The organism is Corynebacterium uterequi (assembly GCF_001021065.1).
In the GTDB taxonomy this organism is placed as follows: domain Bacteria; phylum Actinomycetota; class Actinomycetes; order Mycobacteriales; family Mycobacteriaceae; genus Corynebacterium; species Corynebacterium uterequi.
Genome location: NZ_CP011546.1, coordinates 1,329,631 through 1,344,870 on the forward strand (window position 1 = coordinate 1,329,631; position 15,240 = coordinate 1,344,870).

A 15,240-nucleotide genomic window follows, 5' to 3' on the forward strand; every position below is an offset into this window, starting at 1 on the left:
GTACCGCCCCAGATCACAGAGCCGTCATTCGTGGCCCCAACTGTGCCAGCACTTCGCAGTGGTGCGTCCCGGGAAAAGCATCGACCAGCATCAGGCGTTCGGCCACATAACCCGCCTGATACCAACTCGCCAGATCCCTAGCGAAAGTAGAGGGATCACAACCGATGTGAACCACCCGTCGAGGTTCCGCCGCAGCCGTAGCAGCGATAACCTCGTCACCGGCACCGATACGTGGCGGGTCCAAGACCACCACGCGCGGGGCGGGCAAACCGGCGATCGCGCGTTCGACGCGGACGTTGTGGCGGTTAAGGTTCAATCCGCTCAACCCGGGCTGGTCGCGCCCAGCCGCCGCCGGCGAGTAGTCCACCGCCTCGATGCGCGCCTGCGCACCTAGGGCGTCGGCGATCGCCGGGGCGAATAGCCCCACCCCCGCATAGAGGTCCCAGCCCACGGGTTCCCGAGAGTCCACCGGAGTGTCAGCCAGCCAGGAGCGGACGGTGGCGGCATAGGCGCTCGGAGCCTCGCGGTGGGCTTGCCAAAACGCCGTCGGCGGGAAGGTGAACTGGGTCTCGCCGACGCGCTCGGTGACGAAGCGAGGCCCTTCTACCAGCCGTTCGATCTTCTCGGCCCGCCGCCCTCGGGAGGCTTTACGCAGCTCGACTAGGTGGCGCTGGCCGTCGGCTCCACGCACCGCCACTACCTCCGAGCCGGGGGTGAATCGACGAGCCGACGGCCCGACCACGCCGTCGAGCAGTCCATCAACCACCTGCGTACAGGGATAGTCGGTAACGACCTCGGTGGAGCCGCGGCGACGCAGCCCGGCCCGGCCGGACTCATCGACGCCGAGGCGCACTCGGGTACGCCAACCGCGATGCGGTGCCAAGCTCATGGTCTCCACCTCTGGCAAGGCGTCGACGTCGACGACGCGGCTGAGTTGCCCGAGCAACACCTGCCGCTTCAGTTCCGCCTCGCGAGCGGGATCGACGTCGCCGAAGTCGCAGCACCCTGCCCCGTGGGCCGCGGCAGGACAGGATTGCTCGCCGCGAAAGTCGCCGGGGCTGCGCACTTCCTCCACCACAGCACGCGCGAAACGCTTTTTGACCTGGGTCAGTGTTGCCCTCACCTCATCACCCGGGTAAGCGCCACGGACGAAGACCACGCGCCCATCCGGTCCAGTGGCAAGCCCCTCCCCTCCGTGTGCCATGCGCTCGACGCGGAGGTCGAGGACGCTTCCTTCCCTCAGGGCATCGGGTTGAGGAGTCACTCGCGGGTACTTCCTTCGGTGTTGTCGTAAGAATCGGTCTTAGGGTGCGCTGCGGGCTGATCATCACGAAGGCTGCGCAGGGCCTCTGCGGCCTCGGCTATGGACTGCTCGTCGTGTTCCATTCGCGTGGTCTGCTGCGCTGCCCGTTGCGCCGCCTGCTGCTTAGCGTGCTGGGAAATGGCCTTGTTGACCTGGTTGACCAACTGCTGCGGTACCGCCACCGGCAATGAATTTCCGGCGAGCATCGGCTGGGTGCCGCGATAGACGAACGTGTGGGAGGCCAGCGCGTGGGCCGTGTCTCGGGCAGCGTCTTGGCTGGCGGCCGGGGACACCACCATGAAGCGGAGCATCCACCGGGGGCCGTCGACGCCGATGACGCGCACCGTGTTCGCGCCCACCGTGCCGAGGATTTCTCGTCCCCACGGCCCCGCCTCATAGACGGCGTCGCTGACGCCGTCGCGCTTCATGCCTGCGAGGATGTCCGCGCTGGCCGATTCCCACTGCCCGCCCGAGGCGGGAGCAGCGAAAACGAGGGGCGTGATTCGGCAGTGTTCATTGACGAGGTGAATCATCTTCGGCCCGCTGGGGCCCAGCTCCACCTGTACCTGCAGACCCGAGGGCATGGGAATGCGCATGGACCCCAGGTTCAAGGTGCCGATGGAATAATCGGAGAAATCGAAGTCCTCGATGTCGACCTGGTCGCCGTCGAAGGGGCCGCTGTCGCCGTTGACGGCGTCGTGCGGCAGACTCGCCACGAGGTCATCGCCGTGCGACGGAGGGTTGGGCTCAGACCCCGGCGTCGCCGATGCGGCCTCCTCCGCGGGCGAGGCCGCGTGAGCCACGTCGTTCAGCTGCTGCTCCGTGTCTTCGTTATCTTTTTTCTTCCTACCGAAGGGCCATACAGCCATGGTGGGTAAAGTCCTTTCTTCCTAGGGCGCTGGAGTGAATCAAACCCGGTTTACACGCCGGTGGAACCGTAGCCGCCGGCACCGCGAACGGTGGCGTCGAGCTGCTCGACCTCAACGAATTCCGGCAGTTCTACTCGCTGCACGAGCAATTGCGCGATGCGGCTGCCGCGAGGAAGGTCGATAGGCGTGTGGCGATCGTGGTTAATCAGGCATACCTTGATCTCACCGCGGTAGTCGGCGTCAATTGTGCCTGGGGTGTTCACCACGCTCAGACCATGGCGGGCCGCTAAACCCGAACGTGGGTGGATGAGGCCGACTGTCCCCACCGGCAAGGCGATCGCAATACCGGTGCTCACCAGGCACCGCTCCCCCGGCTCAAGATGCACGTCGTCGGTGCAGTAGAGGTCCACGCCCGCGTCGCCTCGATGGGCCCGGGTAGGCAGGGGAAGATCGGGGTCAAGCCGGACGAGGGGGATCGACATATCGGGGATACCGCGGCGATATTGATCAGGGTTGGGATGGGTCACCCGCTCCAGGGTACGCACCGCCGTTGCTGGTGGCATCTCTCAAGGTGGCTAGAATGACCAACTGTGAGTGGAAGCGAAGGCACCGAAACGACCGTCCTATATCGGGAGAAGCAGTGGGTTCCGGCCTACTGGTGGGTCTTGGCCGCCGGCCTGGTGGTACTTCTGACCGCCCAGATCGCGTATAACCGATCCCTGGTGTGGCTGATTATCCCCGCCATCGTCTTAACCGCCATTGCAGTGTGGGTGCTGCTGTGGTGGTCCTCCACCGTCGTGCGGGTGGAGCGTGACGCGGACGGTTCCCGCTGGCTCATCGCCGGGCCAGCTAACCTGCCGGCCGACGTCGTCTCGCGCTGCCTGGCAGTCCCGGAGTCCGCTAAACGCAGCGCGCTGGGGCCGCAGTTCGACCCGGCGGCCTTCACCATCTCGCATGGCTGGATTCGAGAGATGGTCATGATCGTGCTCGACGACCCCGAGGATCCGACGCCCTATTGGCTGATTTCCTCAAAGAACCCCGATGAGTTACTCCGGGCGTTCGTCCCCGATCTCGCCGAGGCCGCACTCGCTCACCTGCCCCGCCGATAAGCCTTCCCACTCATTGGCGCGCCGCCGGACACTAAGGCCCGGTCGGCACGCTCCGCGCAGCCCGAGGTGACTAAGCGCAGTCGAGACAGATCGGCTGGCCGTTTTCCTCGTGCGACTTTCGCCGCATCTTCTGCACCAGGTAGCAGGAGGAGCAGGTGAACTCGTCTTGCTGCCGAGGAACCACGTTGACGCTGAGTTCCTCGCCGGTCAGGTCCACGCTCGGCGGCTCGAAGGCCTCGATGATCTCGCCGTCTTCATCCATGCCGCTAGGCGCGGTCTCGGCGGCCTTGAGCCCTTCCAAAGAATCGGACTCGATCTCGTCCTCAGCGCGGCGGCGCGGTGCATCATAATCGGTGGCCATGAAAATTCCTTGCGGGTCTAGGCACTTAATGATCGTGCCAGATGAATATCAAATACAACGGGGCGCATAATAAACCAGTTTCCTCACACTTGTCTATTTGCGCCTCGAACCGGAGAAAACAGCTGGTCACGCCGGCAAAGTGCCGGCACCTCCCAGTTCCTCCAGCAGGGTCAAAAATTCAGTGGCGATCCCCGGTGCACAGGCCAGCGTCCGGTTGCCCTCCGCACCGAGAGCGGTCAGCGGCGGGGTGACGACGACGGCTCCGGCCTCCGACGCGATGAGCGAGCCGGCGGCGTAATCCCAGCTGTTGATGCCGTGCTCGTAGTACGCGTCGACCCGTCCCTCCGCGACGGCGCACAGGTCCAGGGCGGCAGCCCCCATGCGGCGGATGTCGCGCACCGTTCCCAGCAGTTGCGCAACGATCGCCCCCTGGTGAGCGCGGCGGGTCGGCGTGTACGCAAAACCAGTGGACACCAGCGCCAAGCGGAGATCCTCGACGGGGTTGGCCTTCAGCTCAATGGTCTTTCCTGAACGTTCCACGGTTGCCCCCGCGCCCGCGGCCGCGCTGTAGAGGTCACCCGAGACCACATTAATAACCGCACCTGCGACGACATGGCCGTCAACGGCTGCAGCCACCGACACCGCGTACTGCGGGATCCCATAGATGAAGTTAACGGTGCCGTCGATCGGGTCGATGACCCAGGACACACCACTCGTCGAGGCCCGGTTGGTCCCTTCTTCGCCAATGATGCCGTCGTCCGGCCGCATGGAGCGGATGGCGCCGACGATGAATTCTTCCGCCGCCATATCCACGATCGTCACCGGGTCCACCTGGGTCGACTTCGTCTTGGTGTGATCCCGGATGTCACCCCCGTCGCTCAACTCCGCACGACGGCTTTGGATCAGCCCCGCAGCTTCCCGGGCCCACCCCCGAGCCAGGTCTCGCAATTGTTGCGGGTCGACACTCACAAAATTGTTCTTATCCACGATGGATCTCCTGCCCCCTGAGGCGTCTTAGTTTGTACGATTGAGACATGGCTGAAACTACCACGTCACAGGTACTAGGAATTGACATTGGCGGCTCGGGAATCAAGGGCGCCATCGTCGACCTCAACACGGGGGAATTCCTCACCGAACGCCACAAGATCGAGACCCCAAAGGCCTCCACTCCCGAGGCAGTTGCGAGCATCGTCGCCGAGATCGTCGAGCACTTCGACTACGAAGGTCCCGTCGGCATCACCCTGCCTGCGGTCATCAAGCAGCAGGTGGCGCGCACGGCAGCAAACATTGACAAGTCCTGGATCGGTACAAACGTCGACGAGCTGTTCTCCCGGCACCTTCCGGGACGCGAAATCTCGGTACTCAACGACGCCGACGCGGCCGGCCTGGCTGAAGTCGCGTTCGGTGACGACCTTGCCCGCCAGGGTGCAGTGATTTTCTTGACCCTCGGCACCGGCATCGGCTCGGCTTTCATCTGCGATGGGGTCCTCTTCCCCAACACCGAGATCGGCCATCTCATCGTCAACGGCGACGAGGCCGAACACCAGGCCGCTTCCTCTGCGAAAGACCGCGAGGAGCTCAGCTACAAGAAGTGGGCGAAGCGCGTCGATCTCGTCCTCCACGAGTACGAACGCCTCTTCTTCCCCTCCGCCTTCGTCATCGGCGGCGGCATCTCCCGCAAGCACGAGAAGTGGATGCCGTTGCTGACCGTGGAGACTCCCGTCGTGCCGGCTCAGCTGCGGAATACGGCCGGTATCGTCGGCGCCGCCATGGCCGTCTCGCAGCACCTCCACCCGTAGCTACACCCGGTACCAACGCCCTCAGAGCAGCCAACTGCTGCTAACTTGACAAAAACAGTTATAATGGGCGGTCGATCGTCGCGCGCTCCCGTCGGCCACCCCGGAGCGGGGTTATTTTCTCGACGCAGGCACGCGACACCGAACCCCACCTGTCAAGGCCACGGTGATCGTGGACTCACACACGAGGCCATGGGCGGTGACGAGTTGAGACATCTGCACGGAAAGGGCGTACGTGGTAGCCACAGATTCTTCTGACAAGGCAGGCACCGGCGAGGCCGAAGCGCCAGCCGCCTCTACCCCGGCCAAGAAGGCCGCCAAGAAGACGGCCAAGAAGGCCGGCGCCCGAACGGCGAAAAAGACCGCGCGCAAGGCGGCCACCAAGACCACCCGGAAGGTTGCTCCCGCCTCTGCCGTGTCGGCCCCGGCCGAGGCAGCAGCGGAGCCGGCGGCCCCGGCCGTCGAGGACTCCGTAGAGGCTCCCGCCACCCGCAAGGTGGCTAAGAAAACAACCAAGAAGACCACCCGGAAGGTCGCCAAGAAAACCACCCGCAAGGTCTCCCCCGCCTCTGCCGTGTCGGCCCCGGCCGAGGCAGCCGCGGAACCGGCTACGGAGCCTGCGGACGCTGCCGCCGAAGAATCCACTGCGGCTTCCACTGCCACCAAGGCGGCGAAGAAGACCGCCAAGAAGACCACCCGTAAGGCAGCGAAGAAGACCGCCAAGAAAACGGCGAAGAAGACCACGAAGAAGGCCACCAAGGCAGCGAAGAAGACTACTCGGAAAACGTCTCGCGCCGCGGTTGCCGCGGTGTCGGAGGAGGCTGCCGAGTCGACGCTGAGCGAGGATAAGGTCGGCGTCGAGGACGTTCTAGAGGAACGCACTGATCTCGATAACGACGTCGTGGGTGCAGACGAGGACTTCAAGGATGACCTCGACGGATTGGATGACCACGACCTGGAGGACGACGAATTCGGCGACCTCGCCACCGACCTCGACGATGATGACGACCTCGATCGCGATGACGACGAGGACGAAGATGAGGATGATGACGAGGAATCGGAGGACGAAGAGGACTCCGAGGACGACGACGGGTCTTCCGTGTGGGATGAGGACGAGTCCGCCGCGCTTCGCCAAGCCCGCAAGGACGCTCAGCTGACCGCCTCGGCCGACTCGGTACGCGCCTACCTCAAGCAGATCGGCAAGGTCGCCCTCCTTAACGCCGAAGAAGAGGTGTCCCTGGCAAAGCGCATTGAGGCCGGCCTCTACGCCCAGTACCGGCTTGATGAAATGGCCCGTGCACTCAGCGCGGGAGACAAGGACGCCAAGCTCTCCCCGTCGTTCAAACGCGACCTCCGGGCGGTCACCCGGGACGGACGCAAAGCCAAGAATCACCTCCTCGAAGCAAACTTGCGTCTGGTGGTGTCGCTAGCCAAGCGGTATACCGGTCGCGGCATGGCTTTCCTGGACCTCATCCAGGAGGGCAACCTCGGCCTGATCCGCGCCGTGGAGAAATTCGATTACTCCAAGGGATACAAGTTCTCCACCTACGCGACGTGGTGGATCCGGCAGGCCATCACGCGCGCCATGGCGGATCAGGCTCGCACGATTCGCATCCCGGTGCACATGGTGGAGGTCATCAACAAGCTTGGCCGGATTCAGCGCGAATTGCTCCAAGACCTGGGCCGCGAGCCCACGCCGCAGGAGCTTGCGAAGGAGATGGATATCACCGAGGAGAAGGTCCTCGAAATCCAGCAGTACGCGCGGGAGCCGATCTCCTTGGATCAGACCATCGGTGACGAGGGCGATAGCCAACTCGGTGACTTCATCGAGGACTCCGAAGCCGTAGTGGCCGTCGACGCGGTGTCCTTCACGTTGCTGCAGGACCAACTCCAGGATGTTCTGACCACCCTGTCCGAGCGAGAGGCCGGCGTTGTTCGCCTGCGCTTCGGTCTGACGGACGGTATGCCGCGCACATTGGATGAGATCGGCCAGGTTTACGGCGTCACCCGGGAACGCATCCGCCAGATCGAATCCAAGACGATGTCCAAGCTACGTCATCCTTCGCGCTCGCAGGTGTTGCGCGACTACCTGGACTAACGCGTCGTCAGCAGGAAGGCCGGCCCCTTTTTCGGGGCCGGCCTTTGTGGTCTTTGTCTGCTGTTGGGCGGCTAGCGCTGCTTGTCGCTCGACGGTGCCGGCTCTACCGGCAGCCCCGTTGGCGCCTGCTGCGGCTGCTGTGCCGGCGGCAGCTCAAACCGTGCCGGCAGTTCCGATCCTTGTCCATAGGCCAGGCGGCGGTGCAGCGCTTCGACGGGACCTCGCGATCCAGCAACCTCCATCAACCATGCGCACACTACTGTGGCGAGCCACACGCCGAAGGCGATAAGCAACAGCACGAAAGCGCCCTTGTCCTCGCCGACATTGAAGGTGAACGGGAGCATGAGCGTGAACATGAAAACCGACTGCAGAATGTAGCCGGACATGGAACGCTTGCCGAGGGCAATGACCATGCGCACCGGCAGTGGCCATGCAGGCGGCTTCTCGCCCGCCTCGTAGGCGGCGTCGACCCGCCGCTGCATCGGTCGACAGGCCAGCAGGATGCCGGCTAGGATGCCGGGTCCGGTGAGGAAGCCGATGCTGTTGTTGAGAACACTGAGTGGATGAGCCCAGGACTCAGGCAGCACTCCCACTGTCGACAAACCCCAGGGCAGACCGATGCCAACGATGATGAGCACCGCGACACCGATGAGGGCCCGCAGCAACCGCAGGTGCGCGTTAGGGTTGAGATGAATCCCTACCCGGGCGGCGACGAACCCGAGGATCATAATCGGGAAGATGTTCGTTACCGAGAGCAGCGGCACCAGAGTGAGGTAGCCCAAGGCGGAGAAGAATCCCCACAGAAGGTAACCCGGGTAGCTGCTGGCTTGGTCCGAGGCGAAGCCCGACATGGAGCCGAAGTCCGACGGGACGGCGAAGGCTAACACCACGCCGCCGAGAGCGCCCAGGGCCAGCAGGCTGCACGCGATGATAACGAGGGTGCGGTTGCGCATCCGCAGCATGGAGATAACGACCAGGGCCAGAACCGAGTACAGCACGATGATGTCACCGTAGAAGAGGAACACACAGTGCAGCACGCCGATCCCGGCAAGCCAGCCGTAGCGGCGCCACAGCACCCGTTGTGCTCGGAGGGCGGGATAGCCTCGACGCCACAGGCTCATGGTGATTAGACCGATGCCAAAGCCGAGCAAGGTGGCGAACATGGGCAGCCCACGTACGTGAGCGAACATGGCGGAGAGCACGGCAGTGATGGTGTCCAGCATCGGAAACATCCCAACGCCACCGAAGTAATTAGCGGGCCCCTCTATGTTTATGTTCATGACCCAGCCGGTAGAGATATTCGCCCAGGCGATGCCTAAGAGGGCAAGCCCGCGTGCCAGATCGGGGGCGACGATGCGCGGCGGTCGCTGATCACGCGTTGTGAGCGCGGTGTGGTGTGACATCGTCTACGCGGCAGCGGTAGTGTCCAGGCTCGCCATGGCGTCCTCGATGCACTGATTCAATTCATCGGGGTTTTGGATTCCCATGCAATCCATTACCCCCGTGTTGACGAACACGGTCACGAACAGCACGCCAATGCAGACCACCACCACGGTGACCAGCGTGGACAGCACCAAAGAGGTGATGGACATCGCCATCCGGCGCCCCGGTCCCACGATGGAACGAGCCTTGACGATGGCGATGATCGCCAGCACGATGCCAATCAGGCCGACGACGGGGGCCAGCACCGTTCCAATGACGCTCAGCATCAGGAGCACGGCGATGATCGACACCACGAGCGCCGCGATAGCCATCCCGTTGGTCTCGGGGCTCTGGTAGGAGTCCGTGTAGGGCTGCGGGGCCGCGCCGTAGGGCTGGTAGGAACCGGAGGAGGCGCCAGCGTAACCCGGAGCGGCGTCATTCGGGTTGTAGTCGGGATAGGGGTTGCTCACCGGTGTGGTTCCCTTCGTCGAGAGTGTCGTCGCTCCAAATGAAGCGATAACCCGATTATATAGCCTTGTTCAATAAAGCAGCGGCCTACCAATCCCGCAGGTAGGCGATGCGATCCCGCAGTTGTTCGGCGCTGCACAGTGCCGTCGGCGGTCCTCCGCACGCCTTACGCACCTCGGTGTGAATGGCCCCGTGTGGGCGGCCGGTGCGTCCCGCCACGATGGAGACGATGTTGTTGAGTTCACGCCGCAGGCGCGGAATCTCCTCGGCCGCCACCTCCCCGGCGGAGCCGGCTGTACCGGTCGCCCCCGGCGCGCCCATGGGAGTGCCAGCGGGGATGCCTTCGATCTGGCGTCGGCGTGCTTCTTCCGCTTCTCGTTCGCGGCGTGCGCGTTCCTGCTCCTCCCGGGCGTCGAGCTGATCGGCCTGGCGTTTGCGCAGCAAGGCTTTGACTTGATCGGCGTCGAGCAACCCGGGAAGCCCCAGGTAGTCCTGCTCCTCCGCGGAGCCGGCCATGGTGGCGGTGCCGTAGGTTGAGCCGTCGTAGATCAGCGAGTCCAATTCTGCTACTGCGCCGATGGTTTCGTAGGACGACGCCTCGTCGGCCTCGTTCTTTTCCCGGTTCGCGTCGGCGAGCAGATCGTCGTCGAGCCCTTGCTTCTCCCGATGAGGTTTGCCGAGGACGTGGTCGCGCTGCTTTTCCAGGGATTCCGCCAAGCCCAGCAACACCGGCACTGACGGGACGAAAACACTCGCTGTCTCGCCGGGCATGCGTGAACGCACGAAACGCCCAATCGCCTGGGCGAAGAACAGCGGCGTGGAGGCACTGGTGGCATAGACACCAACCGCTAGGCGGGGAACGTCGACGCCTTCGGACACCATGCGTACCGCCACCATCCACTCGTCGGTCGACGCGGAAAATTCCTCGATGCGCTCAGAGGAACCGGGTTCGTCTGAGAGGATCACCGCCACGGGCGTGTTGGAGATTTTCTTCAGGATGGCGGCGTAAGCCCGGGCTGTTTTGGTGTCTGAGGCGATCACCAGGCCTCCAGCGTCGGGCATATTTCTGCGCACCTGTGTAAGGCGGGTGTGAGCGGCCTGGAGGACAGCCGGAATCCACTCGCCGGCGGGGTCCAGCGCGGTGCGCCAGGCTCGGGCGGTGTGCTCGGGACTCAGGGGCTCACCGAGGCGCGCTTCGTACTCTTCGCCGGCACTGTCCCGCCAGCGAGTCTCGCCGGAGTAGGCCAGGAACACCACGGGGCGAACGACGCCGTCTCGCAGCGCCTCGGAGTATCCGTAGGTGTAGTCGGAGCGGGAGACGCTATGGCCTTCGCCGTCTTCCTCGTAGCGCACGAAGGGGATGGGCGAGTCGTCGGAGCGAAAGGGGGTGCCGGTCAAGGCAAGGCGATGGGAGACGTCATTATAGGCCTCACGCACGCCGTCGCCCCAGCTCTTGGCATCACCGGCGTGGTGGATCTCGTCGAGGATTACCAGGGTGCGGCGCGCGGAGGCGACCGCGTGATGCTTGAAGGGGTGCATCCCGACTTGGGCGTAGGTGACGACGATACCGTCGTAGGACGGGTTCACCGCCGAGGAGTTGGTGAACTTGTGGTCGAGCGAGATCTTGAGCCGGGCAGCCGAATGAGCCCACTGGACTTTGAGGTGTTCCGTGGGCACCACGACGATCACTCGCTCCACGGTGCGGTCATTGAGCAGCAGGGCGGCGAGTGTCAGTGCGAAGGTGGTTTTACCGGCACCGGGCGTTGCCACCGCGAGGAAATCCTTGGGGCGGCTACGCCGGAACAGGTCGAGCGCTTCTTGCTGCCAAGCGCGGAGCCGGGTGGGAATAACTTTGTCTGCCACGAACTTAGACAAACCTACTTCCGCAGTCCCTTATAGATTTTCTCACAGTCCGGGCATACCGGGGATCCGGGTTTCGCGGACTTGGTCACGGGGAAGGTTTCCCCGCACAGTGCGACGACCATCCGGCCGTTGATAGCCGAATCAACGATCTGGTTCTTTTTGACGTAGTGAAAGAACTTCGGGGTGTCTCCCCCGGTGCCCGTGCTCGTGTCTTCCCGAAGATCCGGGCGTTCAATAGTCTGGGTCGTAGTACTCACGCCCACCATCATGCCCCACCCGCGACGCCCTGGCAGAGCCGGGGTCTATACGCTGTGAGGGTATGGATGCTGACCCACGCAACGGTCGTCTGAGCGCTAGATGGCGGCCCTTTCGGCGCCCGTCGCAATTAATCACCAGCGCCCCACAGTCCAGCCATCAGCAACGCGCCCACCGCCGCAAGTGGTATCTCATCGTCAATCTCAGCCGCGTCCCGCTGCTGGTGCTCTGTGGGGTGGCGTTTTGGGTGTGGGACAATGTGTGGCTGACGGTCGTGCTCTTCATCCTGGCGGTGCCGACTCCGCTCATCGCGGTAGTCTTCGCCAACGAGAAGAACCCGAAGAAGGATCCCCGGATGAAGGGGGTTTATAAGCCGGCGGTGGCGCGCGCCCAGCAAGAGTGGCTGGAGCAGCACCATTACACGGCGATCTCGGCGCCAGTGTCCGAGGTTATCGACCACGTCCCCGATGTCCCCCACCAGGAAGGCCCCGAGAATCGATGAATGCTGCTTTTTCGGCCCACAGCGACGAGGCGTTGCAGCGGGCAGGTCATAGCCTCGGAGAGGCGTTGCGCCGCCACGGCTTCAGCCCGGCCGGCATCGCCGAGGCGCTGGGGCCCGGCGCGACGGCAGCGCTAGACCGAGGAGATGCGGCCGCGACGCGGCGCCGAGCCGACGTCACCACCTCGATGGGCGTGTTGATACGGTGGCTGCTGCTTCACGACACCCTGCCTGAGGGCGACGTCGCGGCAGTTATCGGCGTGCCCACCCTGGCTGATCTGTTGTCGGCCGGCGCCGCCGAGCGCAACGCTCACGGAGTCCGGCTCCTCATCGACGTCCGAGCATTCGACGCTGCCGGCAGCACCAGGTACGTGCTCTCCGACCTGGACGCATCCATGGTCGAGCACATTCCCGGGCCCGATCACGTTCTGGGGATCGGTGCGGCCAGTGTGTCCCTCATGGCATCGGTGCCCAGCTCCCCTACCGGGTCCGTGCTGGACCTCGGTACGGGCTCGGGAGTTCTCGCGCTGTTCCACTTGGACCGGGCGGAGTCGGTGACCGCGACCGATATTCATCCCCGAGCGTTGACCTTCGCGCGGGCTTCCTTATCGGCCAGTGGCGAGTCGGCAACGTCGGTGGAGCTTGTGGAGGGGTCGTGGTTTGAGCCAGTGGCCGGGCGTCGGTTCGACCGCATTGTGGCGAACCCGCCCTTCGTCGTTGGCCGTCCGGAGGTGGGCCACGTCTACCGTGACTCCGGGCTGGCGCTCGACGGCGCCAGCCAGCTAGTTGCCTCCCAGGCGCCGGAGTTTCTCACCCCCGGTGGGCGCGCGCATGTACTGTCGGCGTGGGCTCACGTCGAAGGCGAAGCCTGGCAGTCTCGGGTCGCCGGTTGGCTTCCGGCTCGGGGCGTGGCTGCGTGGGTGTTGCAACGTGACGTCGTTGACCCGGAGCTGTACGTTCACACGTGGCTGTGCGACGAATCCCTCGATCCTCGTTCCGCGGAGTACCAGCGGCGCGCTGATCAGTGGCTGGACTTCTTTGAAGACAACCGGGTGACGGGTATCGGCGTTGGCTTCCTCGCCCTCGAGAATATCGGTGACGTGCCCAGCGAGGTGACCGCCGAGGAGTTGTCCGGACCGACTGCTGGCCTCGGCGATGAGGTGGCTGAGTTCTTCGACCGGATCGCGTGGTTGCGCGAGCGTGACCGCGACCAGCTCGCCGGGGCGCGCTACCAGGTGCGTCCGGGGCTGGCCCGCGAGGAGGTGTCGGTTGCGGATACCGACGCCCAGCAGGGCTTCGCCCCGGCCGCCTTGCGGCTCACCCGCACCGACGGTCCCCGTTTCAGCCACGACGTCGATGAGGCGCTGGCCGCGATCGTCGCCGGTCTGCACCCACACGGCCTTAGTCTGGCGGAAACCGTCGAGCTCTTTGCGGTAGCGCGAGGGCTCGACGACGATCGCAGCGAGGTTCTCGTTGCCGAAGCTGTGGACGCCTGCGCTGACCTGGTGCGCCACGGCTTACTCATTCCCGCTGATCTTATCGAGGAGATTTAAGGTGAAGGCTGTTCTCACCCGCGTCACTGAGGCGACGGTCCGGGTCGATGGCGAGGTCGTGGGGGCGATCTCCGCGCCGGATACCGGCGGGGTGCTCGCGCTCGTCGGCGTGGGGCGCGACGATGACGACGCCTCCGTGGCCACTATGGCGCGAAAGATAGCCGAGCTCCGATTGCTCGATGGTGAGGTGTCCGCCTCGGATGTTCACGCCCCGATCCTGGTGGTCAGCCAGTTCACCCTGCAGGGACGCACGGCCAAGGGCCGCCGCCCGTCGTGGTCGGACGCGGCTCCGGGTCATCAGGCGGAACCGATGATCGCCGAGCTCATTCGGCAGCTACGCGACCGGGGCCTGTCGGTGGAGCAGGGGCGTTTCGGGGCCATGATGCAGGTCAGCTCCGTCAACGACGGCCCGTTTACGCTCTTAGTCGAAACCTAAACCAACACCCCTTTAAGGGGGTGACCACGACCTGCAACGACTCCCATAAGCCCAGCACGTTGTGTGCCCTCCTCGACTGATCGGATACCCCGGAACTAAATCCTCAGCCTCGCCGTTAGACAATGTAGATCGCGACTACGAGGAGGACCCCACATGTCAGATCCGGCCATCTCTGACCACCACGACGAGGACGAGCAGGACATCGACCCAGGTAGTCGCCGGAACCAGACCAACGATAACCCGTCAGCGGATTTGGTGCGGGTTTATCTCAACGGCATTGGCAAAACGGCTCTGCTCAACGCGGAGGAAGAGGTGGACCTCGCGCAACGCATCGAGGTCGGATTGTACGCCCAATATCAGCTCGACAACCCGGACATCACCTTGACGCGTGCGCAAAAGCGCGACTACAAGATCCTGGCCCGCGACGGCCGCAAGGCCCGCTCCCACCTCCTGGAGGCAAACCTGCGCCTGGTGGTTTCCTTGGCCAAGCGCTACACCGGCCGCGGTATGCCACTGCTGGACCTCATCCAGGAGGGCAACCTTGGCCTCATTCGAGCCATGGAGAAGTTCGACTACTCCAAGGGCTTTAAGTTCTCCACCTACGCCACGTGGTGGATCCGGCAGGCGATCACGCGAGGCATGGCCGACCAGTCTCGCACCATCCGCCTTCCCGTTCATTTGGTAGAGCAGGTCAATAAGCTCTCGCGAATTAAGCGCGAGATGTATCAATCCCTCGGCCGCGAGGCCACGAACGAGGAACTTGCGGACGAATCCGGTATCGACGAGTCCAAGATAGAGATGCTGCTGCGTCAGTCGCGTGACCCGGTGAGCTTGGATATGCCCGTTGGAGCCGACGAGGAGGCCCCGCTGGGTGACTTCATCGAGGACACGGAAGCGACGGACGCGGAGACCGCCGTGGTGGCCACGATGCGTCACGAGGATATCCGCGACGTCATCGACACCCTCGAACAACGCGAGCAGGACGTCATTCGACTGCGCTACGGGCTCACCGACGGGGTTCCGCGCACCCTTGACCAGATTGGTCGCCGGTACGGGCTGTCCCGGGAGCGGGTTCGTCAGATCGAGCGGGAGGTCATGATGAAGCTGCGGGCCGGCGAGCGCGCGGAGCGGTTACGGGAGTATGCCTAACCCGCCTTCACATAGGAACAAGCAATCAATCGGCCAAGGCAGATAATCTTTCCAACTTG

16 protein-coding genes are annotated in these 15,240 nt (G+C 64.1%); 7 read left to right on the top strand and 9 right to left on the bottom strand.

The annotated features are described in order from the left end of the window. Nucleotides 1–13: 13 nt before the first annotated feature. From CUTER_RS06235 to dut, 3 genes are read right to left on the bottom strand one after another with little or no spacing between them, the layout of a single operon-like run. The gene (locus CUTER_RS06235) at nucleotides 14–1,264 is read right to left on the bottom strand and encodes a class I SAM-dependent RNA methyltransferase (RefSeq protein WP_047259707.1); all 1,251 of its coding nucleotides are present in this window, start codon (nucleotides 1,262–1,264) and stop codon (nucleotides 14–16) included. Then, nucleotides 1,261–2,172, bottom strand: coding sequence for a DUF3710 domain-containing protein (locus tag CUTER_RS06240; protein ID WP_047259708.1), 912 nt, complete (start codon nucleotides 2,170–2,172; stop codon nucleotides 1,261–1,263). The genes CUTER_RS06235 and CUTER_RS06240 overlap by 4 nt, the downstream gene beginning before the upstream one ends. Before the next feature lie 50 nt (nucleotides 2,173–2,222). Beyond that, nucleotides 2,223–2,654 carry a dUTP diphosphatase gene (gene dut / locus CUTER_RS06245; protein ID WP_047259709.1) on the bottom strand — a complete coding sequence of 144 codons (432 nt, stop codon included), beginning with the start codon at nucleotides 2,652–2,654 and terminating at the stop codon, nucleotides 2,223–2,225. 108 nt (nucleotides 2,655–2,762) lie between these two features. Here dut and CUTER_RS06250 point away from each other — a divergent pair, with 108 nt between their 5' ends. Next, complete coding sequence (locus CUTER_RS06250) at nucleotides 2,763–3,281, top strand: DUF3093 domain-containing protein (protein ID WP_047259710.1); 519 nt, start codon at nucleotides 2,763–2,765, stop codon at nucleotides 3,279–3,281. Between the two features lie 70 nt (nucleotides 3,282–3,351). Here the strand turns inward: CUTER_RS06250 and CUTER_RS06255 are convergent, their stop codons facing one another. Both CUTER_RS06255 and CUTER_RS06260 read right to left on the bottom strand, forming a co-directional pair. Next, the gene (locus CUTER_RS06255) at nucleotides 3,352–3,642 is read right to left on the bottom strand and encodes a DUF4193 domain-containing protein (protein ID WP_047259711.1); all 291 of its coding nucleotides are present in this window, start codon (nucleotides 3,640–3,642) and stop codon (nucleotides 3,352–3,354) included. A 126-nt stretch (nucleotides 3,643–3,768) separates the two neighbouring features. Further along, a complete protein-coding gene (locus tag CUTER_RS06260) occupies nucleotides 3,769–4,629 on the bottom strand; it encodes an inositol monophosphatase family protein (RefSeq protein ID WP_236684682.1) in 861 nt (286 codons plus the stop codon). A gap of 47 nt (nucleotides 4,630–4,676) precedes the next feature. On the opposite strand from CUTER_RS06260, the gene ppgK reads away from it, so the two are divergent. Together ppgK and CUTER_RS06275 are read left to right on the top strand one after the other, a co-directional pair. Beyond that, the gene (gene ppgK / locus CUTER_RS06265; protein ID WP_047259712.1) at nucleotides 4,677–5,441 is read left to right on the top strand and encodes a polyphosphate--glucose phosphotransferase; all 765 of its coding nucleotides are present in this window, start codon (nucleotides 4,677–4,679) and stop codon (nucleotides 5,439–5,441) included. A 232-nt stretch (nucleotides 5,442–5,673) separates the two neighbouring features. Next, the gene (locus tag CUTER_RS06275) at nucleotides 5,674–7,536 is read left to right on the top strand and encodes an RNA polymerase sigma factor (protein ID WP_407919161.1); all 1,863 of its coding nucleotides are present in this window, start codon (nucleotides 5,674–5,676) and stop codon (nucleotides 7,534–7,536) included. Between the two features lie 71 nt (nucleotides 7,537–7,607). Here the strand turns inward: CUTER_RS06275 and CUTER_RS06280 are convergent, their stop codons facing one another. The 4 genes from CUTER_RS06280 to CUTER_RS06295 all read right to left on the bottom strand — a co-directional run bounded on the left by CUTER_RS06280 (nucleotide 7,608) and on the right by CUTER_RS06295 (nucleotide 11,558). Further along, nucleotides 7,608–8,759: a DUF418 domain-containing protein gene (locus CUTER_RS06280; protein ID WP_158408117.1), complete on the bottom strand. Its 1,152-nt coding sequence runs from the start codon at nucleotides 8,757–8,759 to the stop codon at nucleotides 7,608–7,610. A gap of 183 nt (nucleotides 8,760–8,942) precedes the next feature. Further along, nucleotides 8,943–9,428 carry a DUF4870 domain-containing protein gene (locus tag CUTER_RS06285; RefSeq protein WP_047259713.1) on the bottom strand — a complete coding sequence of 162 codons (486 nt, stop codon included), beginning with the start codon at nucleotides 9,426–9,428 and terminating at the stop codon, nucleotides 8,943–8,945. Between the two features lie 85 nt (nucleotides 9,429–9,513). Then, the gene (locus CUTER_RS06290; protein ID WP_047260649.1) at nucleotides 9,514–11,274 is read right to left on the bottom strand and encodes a DEAD/DEAH box helicase; all 1,761 of its coding nucleotides are present in this window, start codon (nucleotides 11,272–11,274) and stop codon (nucleotides 9,514–9,516) included. Between the two features lie 29 nt (nucleotides 11,275–11,303). Then, entirely contained in the window at nucleotides 11,304–11,558 is a 255-nt protein-coding gene (locus CUTER_RS06295; protein WP_082121296.1) for a DUF3039 domain-containing protein, read from the bottom strand. 50 nt (nucleotides 11,559–11,608) lie between these two features. Between CUTER_RS06295 and CUTER_RS11345 the strand changes: the two genes are divergently transcribed. The 4 genes from CUTER_RS11345 (at nucleotide 11,609) to CUTER_RS06315 (ending at nucleotide 15,181) form a co-directional block, all read left to right on the top strand. Beyond that, nucleotides 11,609–12,046 (top strand): DUF3099 domain-containing protein, encoded by a 438-nt coding sequence (locus CUTER_RS11345; RefSeq protein WP_047259714.1) that lies wholly within the window; start codon nucleotides 11,609–11,611, stop codon nucleotides 12,044–12,046. Next, complete coding sequence (locus tag CUTER_RS06305) at nucleotides 12,043–13,596, top strand: DUF7782 domain-containing protein (RefSeq protein ID WP_047259715.1); 1,554 nt, start codon at nucleotides 12,043–12,045, stop codon at nucleotides 13,594–13,596. The genes CUTER_RS11345 and CUTER_RS06305 overlap by 4 nt, the downstream gene beginning before the upstream one ends. A 1-nt stretch (nucleotide 13,597) precedes the next feature. After that, the gene (dtd, locus tag CUTER_RS06310; protein WP_047259716.1) at nucleotides 13,598–14,032 is read left to right on the top strand and encodes a D-aminoacyl-tRNA deacylase; all 435 of its coding nucleotides are present in this window, start codon (nucleotides 13,598–13,600) and stop codon (nucleotides 14,030–14,032) included. Between the two features lie 153 nt (nucleotides 14,033–14,185). Continuing rightward, on the top strand, nucleotides 14,186–15,181 hold the full coding sequence (locus CUTER_RS06315) for a sigma-70 family RNA polymerase sigma factor (protein WP_047259717.1): 996 nt from the start codon (nucleotides 14,186–14,188) through the stop codon (nucleotides 15,179–15,181). Nucleotides 15,182–15,240: the final 59 nt, after the last annotated feature.

Coding starts and splice junctions, on each gene's coding strand:
- CUTER_RS06240 (WP_047259708.1), bottom strand. CDS start 2,172: ATGGCTGTATGGCCCTTCGGTAGGAAGAAAAAAGATAACGAAGACACG.
- dut (WP_047259709.1), bottom strand. CDS start 2,654: ATGTCGATCCCCCTCGTCCGGCTTGACCCCGATCTTCCCCTGCCTACC.
- CUTER_RS06255 (WP_047259711.1), bottom strand. CDS start 3,642: ATGGCCACCGATTATGATGCACCGCGCCGCCGCGCTGAGGACGAGATC.
- ppgK (WP_047259712.1), top strand. CDS start 4,677: ATGGCTGAAACTACCACGTCACAGGTACTAGGAATTGACATTGGCGGC.
- CUTER_RS06280 (WP_158408117.1), bottom strand. CDS start 8,759: ATGCTGGACACCATCACTGCCGTGCTCTCCGCCATGTTCGCTCACGTA.
- CUTER_RS06295 (WP_082121296.1), bottom strand. CDS start 11,558: ATGATGGTGGGCGTGAGTACTACGACCCAGACTATTGAACGCCCGGAT.
- CUTER_RS11345 (WP_047259714.1), top strand. CDS start 11,609: ATGGATGCTGACCCACGCAACGGTCGTCTGAGCGCTAGATGGCGGCCC.
- CUTER_RS06305 (WP_047259715.1), top strand. CDS start 12,043: ATGAATGCTGCTTTTTCGGCCCACAGCGACGAGGCGTTGCAGCGGGCA.
- CUTER_RS06315 (WP_047259717.1), top strand. CDS start 14,186: ATGTCAGATCCGGCCATCTCTGACCACCACGACGAGGACGAGCAGGAC.